Source organism: Enterobacter sp. SCRI0065, from assembly GCF_059766475.1.
This window is the reverse complement of sequence record NZ_JCBAJB010000001.1, coordinates 431,493-448,857: the sequence shown is the minus strand read 5'-3', so window position 1 is coordinate 448,857 and position 17,365 is coordinate 431,493. Positions and strand designations below refer to the sequence as shown.

The window sequence follows — 17,365 nt, the reverse complement described above, 5'->3', positions numbered from 1 at the left end:
TATGAGTCGTAAACAACTGGCCCTGCTCGAACCCGCGTTGGTTCGCCAGGCGCTGATGGACGCGGTAAAAAAATTAAGCCCGCGCGTGCAGTGGCATAACCCGGTGATGTTTATCGTCTGGATTGGCAGCGTGCTCACGACCGCGTTGGCCATTGCCATGGGGACGGGACATCTGGCGGGCGACGCCCTGTTTACCGGTGCCATTAGCCTGTGGCTGTGGTTTACCGTTTTATTCGCAAACGTTGCCGAAGCGCTGGCGGAAGGTCGCAGCAAGGCTCAGGCCAACAGCCTGAAAGGCGTGCAGAAGACCGCGTTCGCCCGCAAACTGCGTGAGCCTAAACACGGCGCGCAGATGGATCACGTGCCTGCCGATGAACTGCGTAAAGGCGACGTGGTGCTGGTCGAAGCCGGGGACATCATCCCCTGCGACGGCGAAGTCATTGAAGGCGGCGCGTCGGTGGACGAAAGCGCCATCACCGGCGAGTCTGCACCGGTTATCCGTGAGTCCGGCGGCGATTTTGCCTCGGTCACCGGCGGGACACGCATTCTCTCAGACTGGCTGGTGATTCAGTGCAGCGTTAACCCTGGCGAAACGTTTCTCGATCGCATGATTGCCATGGTCGAAGGCGCGCAGCGACGTAAAACACCGAACGAAATCGCGCTGACGATTTTACTGGTAGCGTTAACGCTGGTCTTCCTGCTGGCGACAGCCACCCTCTGGCCGTTCTCGGCCTATGGCGGCACGGCGGTGAGCGTAACCGTCCTGGTCGCGCTGCTGGTTTGTCTGATCCCGACGACCATCGGCGGCCTGCTGTCGGCCATTGGCGTGGCGGGGATGAGCCGCATGTTGGGCGCAAACGTGATCGCCACCAGCGGACGCGCAGTTGAAGCGGCGGGTGACGTCGACGTGCTGCTGCTGGACAAAACCGGCACAATAACGCTCGGGAATCGTCAGGCATCGGACTTCCTGCCTGCGCCGGGCGTCGATGAAAAAACGCTGGCCGATGCCGCACAGCTCTCTTCGCTGGCGGATGAAACGCCGGAAGGCCGCAGTATCGTCATTCTGGCAAAACAACGCTTCAACCTGCGCCAGCGCGACGTGCAAAGCCTGCAAGCCACCTTTGTGCCCTTTACCGCGCAAACCCGCATGAGCGGGATTAACGTGCAGGGTCGGATGATCCGCAAAGGTTCGGTGGATGCGATTCGCCGCCATATCGAAGCCAACAACGGTCATTTCCCGTCAGAGGTAGATACCCTGGTCGAAAACGTCGCGCGTCAGGGCGCGACGCCGCTGGTCGTCGCCGAAGGCTCAACCGTGCTCGGCGTGATAGCCCTGAAAGATATCGTGAAAGGTGGCATTAAAGAACGCTTTGCCCAACTGCGTAAGATGGGGATCAAAACGGTGATGATCACCGGGGATAATCGCCTGACGGCGGCGGCAATTGCAGCCGAAGCGGGGGTTGATGATTTCCTGTCTGAGGCCACGCCGGAGGCCAAGCTGGCGCTGATTCGCCAGTATCAGGCCGAAGGTCGTCTGGTGGCGATGACGGGCGATGGCACCAACGACGCTCCCGCACTGGCACAGGCGGACGTCGCCGTAGCGATGAACTCCGGCACGCAGGCCGCGAAAGAAGCAGGCAATATGGTCGATCTGGACTCTAACCCGACCAAGCTGATTGAAGTGGTGCATATCGGTAAGCAAATGCTGATGACACGCGGCTCGCTGACCACCTTCAGTATTGCTAACGACGTGGCGAAGTATTTCGCCATTATCCCGGCGGCGTTCGCAGCGACCTATCCGCAGCTTAACGCCCTGAACGTGATGCATCTGCACTCCCCGGCCTCGGCCATTTTGAGCGCGGTCATTTTCAACGCCTTAATTATCGTCTTCCTGATCCCGCTGGCCCTAAAAGGCGTGAGCTATAAGCCATTGACCGCCGCCGCCATGCTGCGCCGCAACCTGTGGATCTACGGATTAGGCGGGCTGGTCGTGCCCTTTATCGGCATTAAAGCTATCGACATGCTACTCACCGTATTCGGGCTGGTTTAAGAGGAAAATCAAATGACTATGTTACGTCCCGCTATACTTCTGTTTATTCTGCTGGCGCTGATAACCGGCGGACTTTACCCACTACTCACGACCGCGCTCGGCCAGTGGTGGTTTTCCGATAGGGCTAACGGATCGTTGATTATTCAACACAATGAGATTCGCGGTTCGCGACTGATTGGGCAGAGTTTTAGCGATGCGGGCTACTTTCAGGGACGACCTTCCGCCACGGCGGAAAGCCCGTATAATCCGATGGCCTCTGGCGGCAGCAATCTGGCGGGCAGTAATCCTGAGCTGGATAAAGCGGTCGCGGAACGTATTGCCACCCTGCGAGCGGCTAACCCGCAGGCCAGCCGCAACGTACCGGTGGAGCTGGTGACCGCCTCTGCAAGCGGGCTGGACTATAGCCTGACGCCGGAATCCGTCGCCTGGCAAATTCCACGTGTGGCCGCGGCTCGCCAGTTAACGACTGACCAGGTGAGTCGCCTGGTCGCCGAGCATACGCAAAAACCACTGGTCAGTTTTATCGGCATGCCGGTGGTGAATATCGTTGAGCTGAATCTGGCGCTGGATGCGCAAAGGAAAAACTAAATGACCGACGAGCCCTTGCGCCCCGACCCGGACCGGCTACTTGAACAAACGACCGCCCCTCATCGCGGCAAACTGAAAGTATTTTTCGGCGCCTGTGCAGGCGTTGGGAAAACGTACGCCATGCTGGCAGAAGCCCAGCGACTGCGGGCGCAAGGGCTCGATATTCTGATCGGGGTGGTCGAAACCCACGGACGAAAAGAGACCGCGGCATTGCTGGACGGGCTGGCAACCCAGCCTGCGCGTCGTATTCACCACCGTGGTCGCCAGGTTAGCGAATTCGATCTCGACGCCGCCCTCGCCCGCCGTCCGGCCTTAATTCTGATGGACGAACTGGCGCACAGCAACGCGCCAGGCTCACGCCACCCTAAACGCTGGCAGGATATTGAGGAACTGCTGGAAGCCGGAATCGACGTTTTTACCACCGTCAACGTTCAGCATCTGGAGAGCCTGAACGACGTGGTTAGCGGCGTAACGGGTATTCAGGTGCGTGAAACCGTACCCGATCCGTTTTTCGATTCCGCCGACGAAGTGGTGCTGGTGGACCTTCCGCCCGACGATTTACGCCAGCGCCTGCACGAAGGCAAGGTCTACATATCCGGCCAGGCCGAACGGGCCATTGAGCATTTCTTCCGTAAAGGTAATCTGATTGCTCTGCGTGAGCTGGCGCTGCGTCGCACCGCCGATCGCGTAGACGATCAGATGCGCGCCTGGCGCGACAGACAAGGACAGGACCGCGTCTGGCACACGCGCGATGCCATTCTGCTCTGCATCGGTCACGGCAGCGGCAACGAAAAACTGGTACGTACTGCCGCGCGCCTGGCCGCGAAATTTGGCAGCGCCTGGCACGCCGTTTACGTTGAGACACCGCATCTTCATGCGCTGCCTGAAAACCAACGCCGCGCGATCCTCAGCGCCCTGCGTCTGGCGCAAGAGCTGGGCGCAGAAACCGCCACGCTGTCCGATCCGGCAGAAGACAAAGCCATTCTGCGTTACGCTCGCGAGCACAATCTGGGGAAAATTGTCATTGGCCGCCGCCATCATCGGCGCTGGTTCAGTCGCGAATCCTTTGCCGATAAGCTGGCAAAACGCGCTCCGGATCTGGATTTAGTCATTGTCGCGCTTGATGACAAGCCCGCGCCCCTGCCAGGTCGCTCAACCGATGCGCGTCCGTTTAGCGATAAATGGCGCATCCAGATTCGCGGTTGCCTGGTCGCGACGGTGCTCTGCGCGTTAATTACCATTATCGCCAGCCAGTGGCTGGTTGCTTTTGATGCCGCCAACCTGGTCATGATCTATCTGCTTGGGGTGGTGATTGTCGCTCTGCTTTACGGGCGCTGGCCGTCCGTTCTGGCGACCGTGATTAACGTCGCCAGCTTCGACCTGTTTTTTATCGCCCCGCGCGGCACGCTTGCCGTCTCGGATGTGCAGTACATTCTGACCTTTGGCGTGATGCTCACCGTGGGACTGATCGTCGGTAATCTGACGGCGGGCGTGCGCTATCAGGCCCGTATTGCCCGCTACCGCGAACAGCGCACCCGTCATCTGTATGAAATGTCGAAATCGCTGGCCGTCGGGCGCACACCGCTCGATATCGTGCAAACCAGCGAGCAGTTTATCCGCTCTACTTTCCACGCCAGCAGCCTGATTTTACTGCCCGATGAACAGGGGAAACTGCGTCCGCTAACCTCTGCAACCGGCATGACGCCATGGGATGACGCCATCGCCCGCTGGAGTTTTGATAAAGGGCTCCCCGCAGGAGCGGGAACGGATACCCTGCCCGGCGTGCCGTATCTCATTTTACCGTTGCGCAGTGCCGGTAAGAATCAAGGGCTGGTGATTGTTGAACCCACGCATCTGCGGCAGTTAATGATCCCTGAGCAACAGCGTTTGCTGGAGACCTTCACCCTGCTGGTCGCCAGCGCCCTGGAACGCCTGGCATTGACGGCGAGTGAAGAGCAGGCGCGGCTGGCCAGCGAGCGCGAAAGTATCCGCAATTCCCTGCTGGCTGCGCTCTCCCACGACTTGCGCACGCCGCTGACGGTTCTGTTTGGCCAGTCAGAAATCCTGACTCTGGACCTGGCGGCGGAGGGGTCATCCCATGCGCCGCAGGCCAGCGAGATTCGCCAGCACGTACTCAACACCACGCGACTGGTGAACAACCTGCTGGACATGGCGCGCATCCAGTCTGGCGGGTTTAACTTGAAGAGAGAGTGGCTTACGCTTGAGGAAGTGGTGGGAAGCGCGTTGAAAATGCTGGAGCCAGGCCTGGGTGGGCGGCATATCGCGCTGGATCTGCCAGAGCCTTTAACATTAATTCACGTTGACGGCCCGCTGTTCGAGCGCGTGCTGATTAACCTGCTGGAAAACGCCGTTAAATACGCCGGAGCCAGAGCGCACATCGGGCTCAGCGCGGGCGTTACCCAACAGACCTTGCGCCTGGACGTGTGGGATGACGGTCCGGGTATTCCTGCCGGGCAAGAAACGGCTATTTTTGAAAAATTTTCCCGAGGCAATAAAGAGTCGGCCATCCCTGGCGTGGGGCTGGGGCTGGCCATCTGCCAGGCGATTGTCGACGTGCATGGCGGCACGATTAGCGCCCATAACCGTGCGCAGGGAGGGGCCTGTTTCTGTGTTACACTTCCGCTGGATGCCCCGCCAGAACTTGATGAATTGCCAGAGGATTTGTGATTAACGTCCTGATTGTTGAAGACGAACATGCGATTAGCCGTTTTCTGCGCACTGCGCTGGAAGGAGACGGCCTGCGCGTGTATGACGCAGGGACGTTACAGCGCGGTCTGCTTGAAGCCGCCACCCGTAAGCCCGACCTGGTTATCCTTGATTTAGGCTTGCCCGACGGCGACGGGATCGATTTTATTCGTGAAGTCCGCCAGTGGAGCCAGATGCCGATTATCGTGCTCTCTGCCCGAACAGAAGAGACGGACAAAATTGCCGCTCTGGATGCCGGAGCCGACGATTATCTGAGCAAGCCCTTTGGCATTGGCGAGCTACAGGCACGACTGCGCGTTGCATTGCGTCGTCACAGCGCCACCGCACCTGCGGAACCGGTGTTTACGTTTTCCGATATCCAGGTCGATCTCGCCGCCCGGCGGATCCTGCGTGGAACCCACGAGATTCATCTCACGCCCATTGAGTTTCGCCTCCTCGCGGTGCTGCTTAACAACCATGGCAAGGTCCTGACTCAACGTCAGCTACTCAATCAGGTCTGGGGTCCCAACGCGGTCGAGCATAGTCATTATTTACGCATATATATGGGCCATCTTCGGCAGAAACTTGAGGCCGACCCCGCGCGCCCTCTTCATCTATTAACTGAAACCGGTATCGGTTATCGGTTCATGCTTTGAATAACTATTCAAAATAATTTATCACCACAATCACAACCTCTCACAAATATATTAATCAAATAACCTAAGCGTTATTTTGATGTTATTTAATTAGAATTTACGCATCTTAAAAACATAACGTTAACACATTAGCCACAAAACAGCGTTTTGATCTGCCATATGCATCAAAATCGAATATTTATTTCTGATATGATCGATTTTTGGTGATCATCCTCACGGTTTACCTCCCTTTCCTGGATAGAATGACCATGCTTTCAATTTATGAAAGGAAAATAAACATGGAAAACAACAATCGTTCAATGCCCCATATAAGGCGGACAACTCATATTATGATGTTTGCCCACCGCAATAGCTTTGACTTTCATTTCTTTAATGCCCGGTAGTCCTTCGACTCTGGGCGCATCTGCTTACAGGTTATCCTGAAACCTCTATCTTTACAGGCTTTTGCCTGTGAACACCTGCGCTCACTTCTTTAAATCCTGCTGTCTTCGTCACCGGACGAACTGGGTTTAACTCATTTTAAAAGCAAATTACTGATTTTTTATCAGCGGCCACACTTTGCTTTTTTTCCGGAATATTTCGATTTCTTATTTAACAGAAGTCGAAGGACAAATATTGCCAAAAATAAAGAGATGAATATGAAAATGCTAAAAATCGCTGCCAGCCGCGCATGCCCGGACTGTTTTACAACAACACGCGAAATGGTCGATATTGGCACCTCAGATTATATTGATGTCGCCGCCGTGGTACTGGCAGTGAGTGATATTTTCAACGGCACGATAGAAGAATTAGAAGCCACCGGATTTGGTATTCCGGTATTTATCGCCACGCATAAAGAAGAGATTGTTCCAGCAGAATACCTTTCACGCATTCAGGGTGTTTTTGAATGCAACGATACCAGCAACGACTTCTATGGACGCCAGTTGGAAGCCGCCGCGCAGAAGTATGAAACCCAGTTGCGGCCACCGTTCTTCCGCGCGCTGGTTGATTACGTTAAGCAAGGTAACAGCGCATTCGACTGCCCAGGACATCAGGGTGGGCAATTCTTCCGCCGCCATCCTGCGGGTAACCAATTTGTTGATTTCTTTGGCGAAACGCTGTTCCGTTCGGATTTGTGTAATGCCGACGTCGCGATGGGCGATCTGCTGATTCACGAAGGCGCGCCCTGCACGGCACAAAAGCATGCCGCAAAGGTGTTTAACGCCGACAAAACCTACTTTGTGCTTAACGGAACCTCGTCATCAAACAAAGTGGTGCTTAACGCCCTGCTCACCCCTGGCGATCTGGTGCTGTTCGATCGTAACAACCATAAATCCAACCACCACGGGGCGTTATTACAGGCTGGCGCCACGCCGGTTTATCTGGAAACCGCACGCAACCCGTACGGTTTTATCGGTGGAATTGACGCGCATTGCTTCGAAGAGCGCTATCTGCGCGAGCTGGTTGCAGAGGTCGCCCCCGGTCGCTCCCGCGATGCGCGTCCATTCCGCCTGGCGGTGATTCAGCTCGGAACTTACGACGGCACCATTTATAACGCCCGTCAGGTGGTCGATAAAATTGGTCATCTTTGTGACTACATCCTGTTCGATTCTGCGTGGGTGGGTTACGAGCAGTTCATTCCCATGATGGCGGACTGTTCGCCGCTGCTGCTTGAACTGAACGAAAACGATCCGGGGATTTTGGTCACCCAGTCGGTACATAAGCAGCAGGCCGGGTTCTCACAAACCTCGCAGATCCACAAGAAAGACAGCCACATCAAAGGCCAGCAGCGTTATGTTCCGCATAAGCGCTTGAACAACGCGTTTATGATGCACGCCTCCACCAGCCCGTTTTATCCATTATTCGCCGCACTGGATATCAACGCCCGTATGCATGAGGGGCAAAGCGGTCGTAACATGTGGATGGACTGCGTGGTGAACGGGATTGAAGCGCGCAAACTGATCCTGCAAAACTGTCAGTTTATTCGCCCATTTGTGCCCGATATGGTGGACGGCAAACCGTGGGAAAGCTGGCCAACCGCCGATATTTCCTCTGACCTGCGCTTCTTCCACTTTGTGCCAGGCGAAAACTGGCACGCGTTCGAAGGCTATGCCGAACATCAGTATTTTATCGATCCGTGCAAACTGCTGCTGACCACCCCAGGTATCAACGCCCGGACCGGTGAATACGACGATTTCGGTGTACCGGCAACCATCCTCGCGAATTTCCTGCGTGAAAATGGCATCGTCCCTGAGAAATGCGATCTTAACTCGATCCTGTTCTTGCTGACGCCAGCGGAAGACATGGGCAAGTTGCAGCAACTTATCGCGCAACTGGTGCGTTTCGAGAAGTTACTCGAAACCGACGCGCCGTTAAAAGAGGTATTGCCTTCACTCTACAAACAGCATCCGGAACGTTACGCCGATTACTCCCTGCGCCAGATTTGCCAGGAGATGCACAATCTCTACGCTCGTCATAACGTGAAACAGCTGCAAAAAGAGATGTTCCGTAAGGCCCATTTCCCGCGCGTGATGATGAACCCGCAGGAGGCGAACTATGCCTATCTGCGCGGTGACGTCGAGCTGGTTTCCCTGCGTGACGCCGAGGGTCGTATTGCCGCCGAAGGTGCTCTCCCTTACCCACCGGGCGTGCTGTGCGTAGTGCCTGGCGAAGTCTGGGGCGATGCGGTACTGCGCTACTTTACGGCGCTGGAAGAAGGGATCAATCTGCTGCCGGGCTTCGCGCCTGAGTTGCAGGGCGTGTATATCGAAGAGTGTGACGGACGTAAACAGGTGCGGTGCTATGTCATCAAACAGCCAGCCGCTCAGCTTGCGCTGCTGAAAGGGGAAGCACTATGAGCAAATCCAATAAAATGGGCGTTGTTCAGCTCACCATCCTGACGATGGTCAACATGATGGGCTCCGGCATCATTATGCTACCTACCAAGCTCGCCGAGGTGGGCACCATTTCGATCATCTCCTGGCTGGTGACTGCCGTCGGTTCCATGGCACTGGCGTGGGCCTTTGCTAAATGCGGGATGTTTAGCCGTAAGCCCGGCGGGATGGGAGGTTATGCAGAGTACGCGTTTGGGAAGTCGGGCAATTTCATGGCCAACTATACCTACGGCGTGTCGTTGCTGATTGCTAACGTCGCCATTGCGATATCGGCGGTGGGATACAGTACGGAGCTGTTTGGCGTGGCGTTAAGCCCGGTACAAATCGGCCTCGCAACTATTGGCGTCCTGTGGATTTGCACCGTCGCCAACTTTGGTGGGGCACGCATCACCGGGCAGATCAGTAGCGTGACCGTATGGGGCGTGATCATCCCGGTTGTTGGCCTGTGCATCATTGGATGGTTCTGGTTCAGCCCTACGCTGTATGCCAACTCCTGGAACCCGCACCACGTGCCGTTCTTTACCGCCGTTGGATCGTCTATCGCCATGACGCTGTGGGCTTTCCTGGGTCTGGAATCCGCCTGTGCTAACGCCGAAGTGGTGGAAAATCCAGAAAAGAACGTGCCGATTGCGGTCCTGGGAGGAACGCTGGGCGCGGCGGTTATCTACATCATCTCCACCAACGTGATTGCCGGGATTGTACCGAACATGGATCTGGCGAACTCCACCGCGCCATTTGGCCTGGCGTTTGCGCAAATGTTCACGCCGGAAGTCGGTAAAGTGATTATGGGTCTGATGGTGATGTCCTGCTGCGGTTCACTGCTCGGCTGGCAGTTTACGATTGCGCAGGTTTTCAAATCTTCGGCTGACGAAGGCTACTTCCCGAAAATCTTCTCTCGCGTGAGCAAGTCTGGCGCACCGGTACAGGGGATGCTGGCGATTGTTATTTTCCAGAGCGGATTGTCGCTGATGACCATCAGTCCATCACTCAACAGCCAGTTCAACGTGCTGGTGAACCTGGCGGTGGTGACGAATATCATTCCATATATTCTGTCGATGGCGGCGCTGGTGATCATTCAGAAAATGGCGAAGGTCGAACCGGGCAAAGCGAAATCGGCCAATATTGTGGCGCTGATCGGGGCGATTTACAGCTTCTATGCGCTCTACTCTTCAGGGCAGGAAGCGATGCTGTATGGCGCGATGGTGACGTTTATGGGCTGGACGCTGTACGGTCTGGTGTCGCCGCGCTTTGAATTGAAGAATAAACACAGCTAAGGTAAAAGCAGAACGGCAACCGAACGGTTGCCGTTTTTTAAGCGCTTACGCGTTTTTCAGCACTTCGCTCACAATCTCTACCGCTTCTTTCTCAATCAGCTTACGGTGTTCGTCGCCGAGGAAGCTTTCGCAATAGATTTTATATGCATCTTCCGTACCGGACGGACGCGCAGCAAACCAGCCGTTGTCGGTCATCACTTTCAGACCGCCGATGGAGGCGCCGTTACCTGGTGCCGCCGTCAAACGTGCGGTAATCGGGTCACCCGCCAGCGTGTTTGCACTTACCATCTCAGGAGAGAGCTTAGAGAGTGCGGCTTTCTGCGCAGAGGTCGCGCCTGCCTGAATACGGTTGTAGCTTGGCGCACCAAAACGAGCAGCCAGCTCGTTATAATGTTCCTGCGGGTTTTTACCGGTCACGGCGGTGATTTCGGCGGCCAGCAGGCACATGATGATACCGTCTTTATCCGTCGACCACGGCGTACCGTCGAAACGCAGGAACGATGCCCCTGCGCTCTCTTCGCCACCGAAACCGAAGCTGCCATCATGCAGACCATCAACGAACCATTTAAAGCCTACCGGCACTTCTACCAGCTTGCGGCCCAGGTCGTTCACCACGCGATCGATCATCGCTGATGACACCAGCGTTTTACCGACGGCGACCTCTTTGCCCCACTGCGGACGATGCTGGAATAGATAGTTGATCGCCACCGCCAGATAATGGTTCGGGTTCATCAAACCAGCTGGGGTCACGATACCGTGTCGGTCATAGTCAGGGTCGTTAGCAAAGGCTAAATCGAACTTGTCGCGCAGTGCCAGCAAGCCCGCCATCGCGCACTCGGAGGAGCAGTCCATGCGGATTGCGCCGTCTTTGTCCAGGTGCATAAAGCGGAAGGTCTGATCGACCTGATCGTTAACGATGGTCAGATCCAGCTTGTAGAACTCAGCAATGCGTTTCCAGTATTCAATACCGGAGCCGCCCAGCGGATCGACGCCCAGCTTCAGGCCCGCTTTCTGAATGGCGGCAATATCAACGATATCTGCCAGACCTTCAATAAATGGCTGAACAAGATCCCGTTCTTGAATGTGTCCGGAGGCCATCGCGGCATCCAGAGAAAGGCGTTTCACTCCTTTCAGACCCTCAGCCAGCAGCGCATTGGCGCGATCTTCAACCACTTTGGTGACGTTAGTATCAGCCGGACCACCGTTAGGTGGGTTGTATTTGATACCGCCGTCATCTGGTGGGTTGTGCGATGGCGTGATGACGATGCCATCAGCCTGCGCGCCGCCTTTTTTGTTGTGCACCAGGATCGCGTTAGACACGGCGGGCGTTGGCGTATAGCCGTTGTCTTCCTGAATGATGACATCCACACCATTCGCCGCCAGCACTTCCAGAACGGAAATAAAGGCAGGTTCAGACAGCGCATGGGTATCTTTACCCACGAAGCACGGACCCGTGATGCCGTTTTTGGCACGCTCTTCAGCGATGGCCTGAGCAATGGCCAGAATATGCGGTTCGTTAAAGCTATGGCGTGCCGCGCCGCCGCGGTGGCCAGATGTACCAAACTTCACTGCGTGTTCTGCGTTGCCCACTTCCGGCTTCAGCACATAGTACTGAGAGGTAAGCTGAGCGACGTTAATCAAATCGCTTTGTTGTGCAGGCTGACCCGCACGATCGTGATTTGCCATTGCCTGGTCCTTCTTATGCAAGGGTTAAATTGTACCGCAAACCTTTTCAATCAATTCCGCCGGGAATTGCATCGACTGCATGATGTGTTCGACCATGCTGCATTTGCGTCCGGTATTGGTATTGGTGATGACCCAGTAAGGGGTCGCCGGAACCTGTTTTGGTTTGGTTTGGTTACCGTTTTGAATCAGCGTCTGCTCATCCACCGCAAAGTACACGCGTGTACGGCCATGGAGCGACTCGGTCGCCTCAGCAAACGCTTTGTTATCCAGTGAATAAAGTGTAGTCAGCACCAGCAGAAAACGGTTAACCGCTTTCTTTTGATCTGCATATTCGTCGGAGAGCAGCAGTTCACGCACGGCACGGACTTTATCCTTCACCGGCGCGACGGTTTTTGCTTCAGCCACAACGTTTGGCTGACGAGCCTCTTTAGAAACCGGAGTTGCAGGCTGTGAGGCGGCGGAAAATTTCAGCATGCGTCGTAAAATGTCGGACGCACTCTCGCCAATATGTCGCGTGTGGCTGGCAATATACGCATAGAGCTCATCATCAACTTCGATTGTTTTCATCTTAATCCAGTGCAATATCTTATCTGAATACAAGTCGTTGGGATTATAGGGTCAAATCCCAACCGCGGATAGGGTCAAGCCAGGGTGGCGGCAAAAGTCAGATTAAACTGGATCCTTGCAGCCGGGCGGCAGAATGGTCAACATAATACCCTAACCTGACAGACGTAAAAAAAGAACTTTGCCATGAAATTGAATACCCGAGCGCAATCTGCACAATCGACGAACAATAATTCTCCCATCGTGCTGGTTCACGGCCTTTTTGGCAGCCTTGATAATCTTGGCGTGCTGGCGCGCGATCTGGTGAGCGATCGCGATATTCTGCAGGTGGACATGCGAAATCATGGCCTTTCTGAACGAAGCCCTGAGATGACCTATGCGGCAATGGCACAGGATCTGCTGGACACGCTTGATGCAAACCAGATAGAGAAGGCCACGTTTATTGGGCACTCAATGGGTGGTAAAGCGGTGATGGCGCTAACCGCGCTTGCGCCAGAACGTATTGACCAGCTGGTGGTGATTGATGTCGCCCCGGTGGATTATGACGTTCGTCGCCACGATGAGATCTTTGCGGCTATTAATGCAGTCACCGAAGCTGGCGCATCCACACGCCAACAGGCTGCTGCTATTATGCGTGAGCAACTCGATGAAGAAGGCGTGGTACAGTTCTTGTTGAAGTCTTTCATCGATGGGGCATGGCGTTTTAACGTGCCGGTGCTGTGGGACCAATATAGCCATATTGTCGGCTGGCAGGCGATTCCTGCCTGGCAGCACCCTACCCTGTTTATCCGTGGTGGCAATTCACCCTACGTCACGGAGGCTTATCGGGATGCACTGGTCGCGCAATTCCCGCAGGCGCGTGCGCATGTGATTGCCGGGGCAGGTCATTGGGTTCACGCCGAAAAGCCGGAGGCTGTCCTGCGCGCCATCCGTCGATATCTATCTGAAACGGTGATTTGATTAAAAAGCCAGCGACCGATCGTCTGCAGGACGCCAGTCGTTGGCGTCCTGATACCAGTAATGTATGATGTCGCGCTCATCGCCCCGGCAATAGCAGGGCCGCTCGTTTTCCCCGAAGTCTCTGAATCATGGCCAAAGAACAAACGGACCGTACGACATTAGATCTGTTCGCGACTGAACGTCGACCGGGACGACCTAAAACCAATCCGCTTTCGCGCGATGAACAATTGCGCATCAATAAGCGCAACCAGCTTAAACGCGACAAAAGTCGTGGGCTTAAACGCGTCGAGCTTAAACTCAATGCGGATGCCGTCGACGCGCTGAGCGAACTGGCCGATGCTCGTGAAATCAGCCGCAGCGAGCTGATCGAAGAGATGCTCATGGCGCAACTCCAGGCATTACGCCATTCCCAGTAAGAGTCTGAAAAATCGACTTCACGTCACTTTCATGTAGCACAGAGTGCAGTCCAGCGTGATAGCTGTTTCCGTGGACTTCTCTGTTCTGCTATGATTGCCCTTATCCGTGGACAAATTGCGCCACCATACCATTAAGTTTCAAGAGGTTATTTTACTCATGGCAATCATCGGCATTTTTTTCGGCAGCGATACGGGTAACACCGAAAACATCGCAAAAAACATTCAGAAACAGCTTGGTAAAGACGTTGCCGACGTGCATGACATTGCTAAGAGCAGCAAAGAAGATCTCGAAGGTTATGATATTTTGCTGCTGGGCATCCCAACCTGGTACTACGGCGAAGCACAGTGTGACTGGGATGACTTTTTCCCTACGCTAGAAGAAGTAGACTTCAACGGTAAGCTCGTGGCGCTGTTTGGCTGTGGCGACCAGGAAGACTACGCAGAATATTTCTGTGACGCTTTGGGCACCATCCGCGACATTATCGAACCACGCGGTGCAGCCATCGTAGGCCACTGGCCGACAGCGGGTTACCACTTTGAAGCATCAAAAGGTCTTGCAGATGACGATCACTTTGTCGGTCTGGCGATTGATGAAGACCGCCAGCCAGAACTGACCGCTGAACGCGTGACGCAGTGGGTAAAACAGATTCGCGACGAGCTACATCTCGACGATATTCTGAATGCCTGATTGAAGATGCGGCGCTTCAGCTTAGTTGCGCCGCATTGATAGGTAATTCCAATTAAAATAATTGCTACAAATTTTTAACTTTTGCTTTCAGACCTGTACAATAAACCAGGTTAAAGTGGACTCACTCGGCTAACTTTGTTGGCGGTACCACGTTTTTATAAGCATACTTTGCTTGAGACTTGCAGTTTTCATTTAAGCATGGCAGTTCTATAATGAGACGCATTATCCCAAGTGCATTTTCTGTCACTTCTTCTTTAGAAGTGAATCGTTTAGCAACAGGACAGATTCCGCATGACTGACAACAATACCGCATTAAAGAAGGCTGGCCTGAAAGTTACGCTTCCTCGTTTAAAGATTCTGGAAGTTCTGCAAGGGCCGGACAATCATCACGTCAGTGCGGAAGACTTGTACAAGCGCCTGATTGACATGGGTGAAGAGATTGGCCTGGCGACCGTTTACCGCGTTTTGAATCAATTCGACGACGCAGGGATTGTCACCCGTCATAACTTCGAAGGCGGTAAATCCGTTTTTGAACTGACCCAGCAGCATCACCACGATCACCTTATCTGCCTCGACTGCGGCAAGGTGATTGAATTTAGCGATGACTCTATCGAAGCGCGTCAGCGTGAGATTGCCACCCGACATGGTATTCGCCTGACCAACCACAGCCTGTACCTGTACGGTCACTGTGCAGAAGGCGATTGTCGCGAAAATGAGCACGCGCATACCCCGAAATAAGGGTGCATTTATACAAAGCAAAGAGCCAACCGCAAGGTTGGCTTTTTTTTGCCTGCTATTAATCAGTTCGCGTTGTTATTGCGTATCTCTTGCCAGATTTTGTCGCAGCTTTTTGCCACTTCCTGATCGTTGCCGGTTTTGCGCGCCTGGATGCAAGCCTGATAATCCATCACCCTGACGTTTTCCTGAGTCGCAAACTGCTCATGCGCTTTCTCTTTTCTGAGTACATTCAGCACGCTCTGACAGGCCTCGATTTTCTCCGGCGATCCTTGTGCCGTATTAATACAAGCGCTATAGGCTTCTTTCAAACGGGAGTCTTCTTTTGGTGCCTGAGGCTGTGCGCAGGCAACCAGTCCCGATGCAAGCACCGCGACCATGACGATTTTTTTCAACATAACAGTCTCCATTCCGGCGAGACGGGGGGGGGCCATCCCGCCGGAGAATTCATCAGAAGATAGTGAAAGGTGCGATAACCATGAATTTCACGTCACGTTCATCCTGGAAGATATTGCCGTAACCGCCCGCGTAGCTCGGAATATCGGAATGGTTGTCGTACTGGGTGAAGTGCAGTTTGAACATCGTGCCTTTCGCACGGCCATCCTGGAGGGTGTAGATTGCGTCCAGGCTGTATGACGATTCTTTCAGACGGTAGTTCGGATCGTAGTAGGCATCCGGCGTTGCCATATCAGCAGGCTTGGCGTCCCACGCGTAAGCGTAAGATGCACCCACTGCCCAGCCCGGCAGATTCCAGTTTTTCAGGTCATACATCGCACCGAAGAAGAGTGCTTTTTCACCATCGGCGTTGAAGTCAGAACGGTTATCCCACCAGATATCCAGACGACCGTTTGAAGAGGCGTAGGTTGGCGTCATGCGCTGGAGGAAGTAGCCCTGCTGCCCTTCCGCTTTCACCCAGGTTCCTTCGAGACGTAAATCAACTTGTCCCACTTTATACCCGAAGGTCAACGCTTGCAGCCACGCGGTACCATCATAAAGATCGTTCACGCCGCCATCGCTGACTTTATCGCGAGTACCGTAGAACTGATAGGTGGTCGACAGCGGACCGCCGACGATATCGAATTTGTAGCTGGCTTTGGCAAAGTACTGGTCAACATAGCCTTCTGCCTGACCAAATGCCGCTTCCAGCACGAGATCATTTTTAAAGTCATATTTTGCACCGAGGGAATGCAGATAGTCGACTTTGGTTTTTTTATCGTTCTGGTAGAACTTGTCCATCTCAATGTGCCACGGAGCTTTGTACTCGTTGGTCCACATATAGGAGAAACTCAACGCCCCCGCATCACCGTAGTCAAAATTAGCCCCGGCTTCTGCACCCTGATAAGTACCAGGCATAAAGCTCCAGTGCGGCGCTAATAGCGTTTGACCGGTTGGCTGAATATAACCACCACGCGCCCATACCGGGCCATATTTGAATTTAGCGGCGGCCTTATAAAGGCTTATCCCACTCTTATCGCCGGACCAGTCTTCCTTGTAGGCTTTATTGCTGGACGAAAATGCAATTTCGTTCGGGTGCGCGCTGTCGCCATTTTCCGCCATTTCAATGGCCGTAAAGGCGGCAATATCCAGACCGAACATATCTGCGGCATAGCCAGACTGGAAATCCAGGTTGGCGTTCCATGTAGAATGGGAAAGGTTGGTTTTGTATTTATTTTCGGTTACGTCTTTACGGTCACGTTCACGCTGCCAGTAATAGATACCACCCGTGAGAGTTGAATCATCAATGAATCCTGCTGCTTTAGCCTCTGGTGCGGCAACAAAAGCCGACATTGCTGTGATACCGGCAATAGCCAGCGCCAGCGCACTACGTTTGCCACTGAACGTACGCATAGATTGTTCCTCTTTGACGAATTAAAAACGCCTGAACGGCGAAAAATATAAATGACCAATAGGTCAGGGGTAGTTAGAAATACCCTCGAATTAACTACCGTCTTTAGACTATTTTTCGCGACGCGAATTATCAATGCTTTTTAACAGGCAAAATGCAGGATTATGACGAAGTGCACATAATTGGTAGTGAATTGAAACATTTCTATGAGAGGGCCGAAACACGCTGAAAATTGGGTTAAATTCAATAACTAATGCTTATTGATAGCGATTACATTGAGTAAAAATTGAGTATTTCTATAAATGAAAATTAAATTAAAAAAA

At 53.9% G+C, this 17,365-nt stretch carries 15 protein-coding genes; 11 read left to right on the top strand and 4 right to left on the bottom strand.

The features are described from left to right. Position 1: 1 nt before the first annotated feature. From kdpB to potE, 7 genes are all read left to right on the top strand, one after another. A complete protein-coding gene (kdpB, locus tag AC6EMZ_RS02150) occupies positions 2 to 2,050 on the top strand; it encodes a potassium-transporting ATPase subunit KdpB (RefSeq protein WP_498400764.1) in 2,049 nt (682 codons plus the stop codon). A 12-nt stretch (positions 2,051 to 2,062) separates the two neighbouring features. Then, a complete protein-coding gene (gene kdpC / locus AC6EMZ_RS02145; RefSeq protein WP_498400762.1) occupies positions 2,063 to 2,638 on the top strand; it encodes a potassium-transporting ATPase subunit KdpC in 576 nt (191 codons plus the stop codon). Continuing rightward, positions 2,639 to 5,326: a two-component system sensor histidine kinase KdpD gene (gene kdpD / locus AC6EMZ_RS02140; protein ID WP_498400761.1), complete on the top strand. Its 2,688-nt coding sequence runs from the start codon at positions 2,639 to 2,641 to the stop codon at positions 5,324 to 5,326. Next, on the top strand, positions 5,323 to 6,000 hold the full coding sequence (kdpE, locus tag AC6EMZ_RS02135; protein WP_498400760.1) for a two-component system response regulator KdpE: 678 nt from the start codon (positions 5,323 to 5,325) through the stop codon (positions 5,998 to 6,000). Before kdpD ends, kdpE begins: the two co-directional genes overlap by 4 nt. 278 nt (positions 6,001 to 6,278) lie before the next feature. Further along, complete coding sequence (gene speFL, locus AC6EMZ_RS02130; RefSeq protein WP_157685350.1) at positions 6,279 to 6,383, top strand: leader peptide SpeFL; 105 nt, start codon at positions 6,279 to 6,281, stop codon at positions 6,381 to 6,383. A gap of 255 nt (positions 6,384 to 6,638) precedes the next feature. Further along, positions 6,639 to 8,837, top strand: a complete 2,199-nt coding sequence (gene speF, locus AC6EMZ_RS02125) for an ornithine decarboxylase SpeF (protein WP_498400759.1) — start codon at positions 6,639 to 6,641, stop codon at positions 8,835 to 8,837. Then, entirely contained in the window at positions 8,834 to 10,147 is a 1,314-nt protein-coding gene (potE, locus tag AC6EMZ_RS02120) for a putrescine-ornithine antiporter (RefSeq protein ID WP_498400758.1), read from the top strand. The genes speF and potE overlap by 4 nt, the downstream gene beginning before the upstream one ends. Before the next feature lie 45 nt (positions 10,148 to 10,192). Here potE and pgm read toward each other — a convergent pair whose 3' ends face one another. Continuing rightward, the gene (gene pgm, locus AC6EMZ_RS02115) at positions 10,193 to 11,833 is read right to left on the bottom strand and encodes a phosphoglucomutase (alpha-D-glucose-1,6-bisphosphate-dependent) (RefSeq protein WP_498400757.1); all 1,641 of its coding nucleotides are present in this window, start codon (positions 11,831 to 11,833) and stop codon (positions 10,193 to 10,195) included. A 24-nt stretch (positions 11,834 to 11,857) separates the two neighbouring features. After that, positions 11,858 to 12,400, bottom strand: a complete 543-nt coding sequence (gene seqA / locus AC6EMZ_RS02110) for a replication initiation negative regulator SeqA (protein WP_498400756.1) — start codon at positions 12,398 to 12,400, stop codon at positions 11,858 to 11,860. Positions 12,401 to 12,583: 183 nt separating this feature from the next. Between seqA and ybfF the strand changes: the two genes are divergently transcribed. The 4 genes from ybfF (at position 12,584) to fur (ending at position 15,199) form a co-directional block, all read left to right on the top strand. Beyond that, positions 12,584 to 13,357 carry an esterase gene (gene ybfF / locus AC6EMZ_RS02105; RefSeq protein WP_498400755.1) on the top strand — a complete coding sequence of 258 codons (774 nt, stop codon included), beginning with the start codon at positions 12,584 to 12,586 and terminating at the stop codon, positions 13,355 to 13,357. A 128-nt stretch (positions 13,358 to 13,485) separates the two neighbouring features. After that, positions 13,486 to 13,773 (top strand): LexA regulated protein, encoded by a 288-nt coding sequence (gene ybfE / locus AC6EMZ_RS02100; RefSeq protein ID WP_498400754.1) that lies wholly within the window; start codon positions 13,486 to 13,488, stop codon positions 13,771 to 13,773. Positions 13,774 to 13,930: 157 nt separating this feature from the next. Beyond that, positions 13,931 to 14,461, top strand: a complete 531-nt coding sequence (fldA, locus tag AC6EMZ_RS02095; RefSeq protein ID WP_498400753.1) for a flavodoxin FldA — start codon at positions 13,931 to 13,933, stop codon at positions 14,459 to 14,461. Between the two features lie 291 nt (positions 14,462 to 14,752). Then, positions 14,753 to 15,199, top strand: a complete 447-nt coding sequence (gene fur / locus AC6EMZ_RS02090; RefSeq protein ID WP_498400752.1) for a ferric iron uptake transcriptional regulator — start codon at positions 14,753 to 14,755, stop codon at positions 15,197 to 15,199. Between the two features lie 62 nt (positions 15,200 to 15,261). Here fur and chiQ read toward each other — a convergent pair whose 3' ends face one another. Both chiQ and chiP read right to left on the bottom strand, forming a co-directional pair. Then, positions 15,262 to 15,591, bottom strand: coding sequence for a ChiQ/YbfN family lipoprotein (gene chiQ, locus AC6EMZ_RS02085; RefSeq protein ID WP_498401456.1), 330 nt, complete (start codon positions 15,589 to 15,591; stop codon positions 15,262 to 15,264). Positions 15,592 to 15,646: 55 nt separating this feature from the next. Beyond that, positions 15,647 to 17,044 (bottom strand): chitoporin ChiP, encoded by a 1,398-nt coding sequence (gene chiP, locus AC6EMZ_RS02080; protein ID WP_498400751.1) that lies wholly within the window; start codon positions 17,042 to 17,044, stop codon positions 15,647 to 15,649. Positions 17,045 to 17,365: the final 321 nt, after the last annotated feature.

Coding starts and splice junctions, on each gene's coding strand:
- kdpB (WP_498400764.1), top strand. CDS start 2: ATGAGTCGTAAACAACTGGCCCTGCTCGAACCCGCGTTGGTTCGCCAG.
- kdpC (WP_498400762.1), top strand. CDS start 2,063: ATGACTATGTTACGTCCCGCTATACTTCTGTTTATTCTGCTGGCGCTG.
- kdpD (WP_498400761.1), top strand. CDS start 2,639: ATGACCGACGAGCCCTTGCGCCCCGACCCGGACCGGCTACTTGAACAA.
- speFL (WP_157685350.1), top strand. CDS start 6,279: ATGGAAAACAACAATCGTTCAATGCCCCATATAAGGCGGACAACTCAT.
- speF (WP_498400759.1), top strand. CDS start 6,639: ATGAAAATGCTAAAAATCGCTGCCAGCCGCGCATGCCCGGACTGTTTT.
- potE (WP_498400758.1), top strand. CDS start 8,834: ATGAGCAAATCCAATAAAATGGGCGTTGTTCAGCTCACCATCCTGACG.
- pgm (WP_498400757.1), bottom strand. CDS start 11,833: ATGGCAAATCACGATCGTGCGGGTCAGCCTGCACAACAAAGCGATTTG.
- seqA (WP_498400756.1), bottom strand. CDS start 12,400: ATGAAAACAATCGAAGTTGATGATGAGCTCTATGCGTATATTGCCAGC.
- ybfF (WP_498400755.1), top strand. CDS start 12,584: ATGAAATTGAATACCCGAGCGCAATCTGCACAATCGACGAACAATAAT.
- ybfE (WP_498400754.1), top strand. CDS start 13,486: ATGGCCAAAGAACAAACGGACCGTACGACATTAGATCTGTTCGCGACT.
- fldA (WP_498400753.1), top strand. CDS start 13,931: ATGGCAATCATCGGCATTTTTTTCGGCAGCGATACGGGTAACACCGAA.
- fur (WP_498400752.1), top strand. CDS start 14,753: ATGACTGACAACAATACCGCATTAAAGAAGGCTGGCCTGAAAGTTACG.
- chiP (WP_498400751.1), bottom strand. CDS start 17,044: ATGCGTACGTTCAGTGGCAAACGTAGTGCGCTGGCGCTGGCTATTGCC.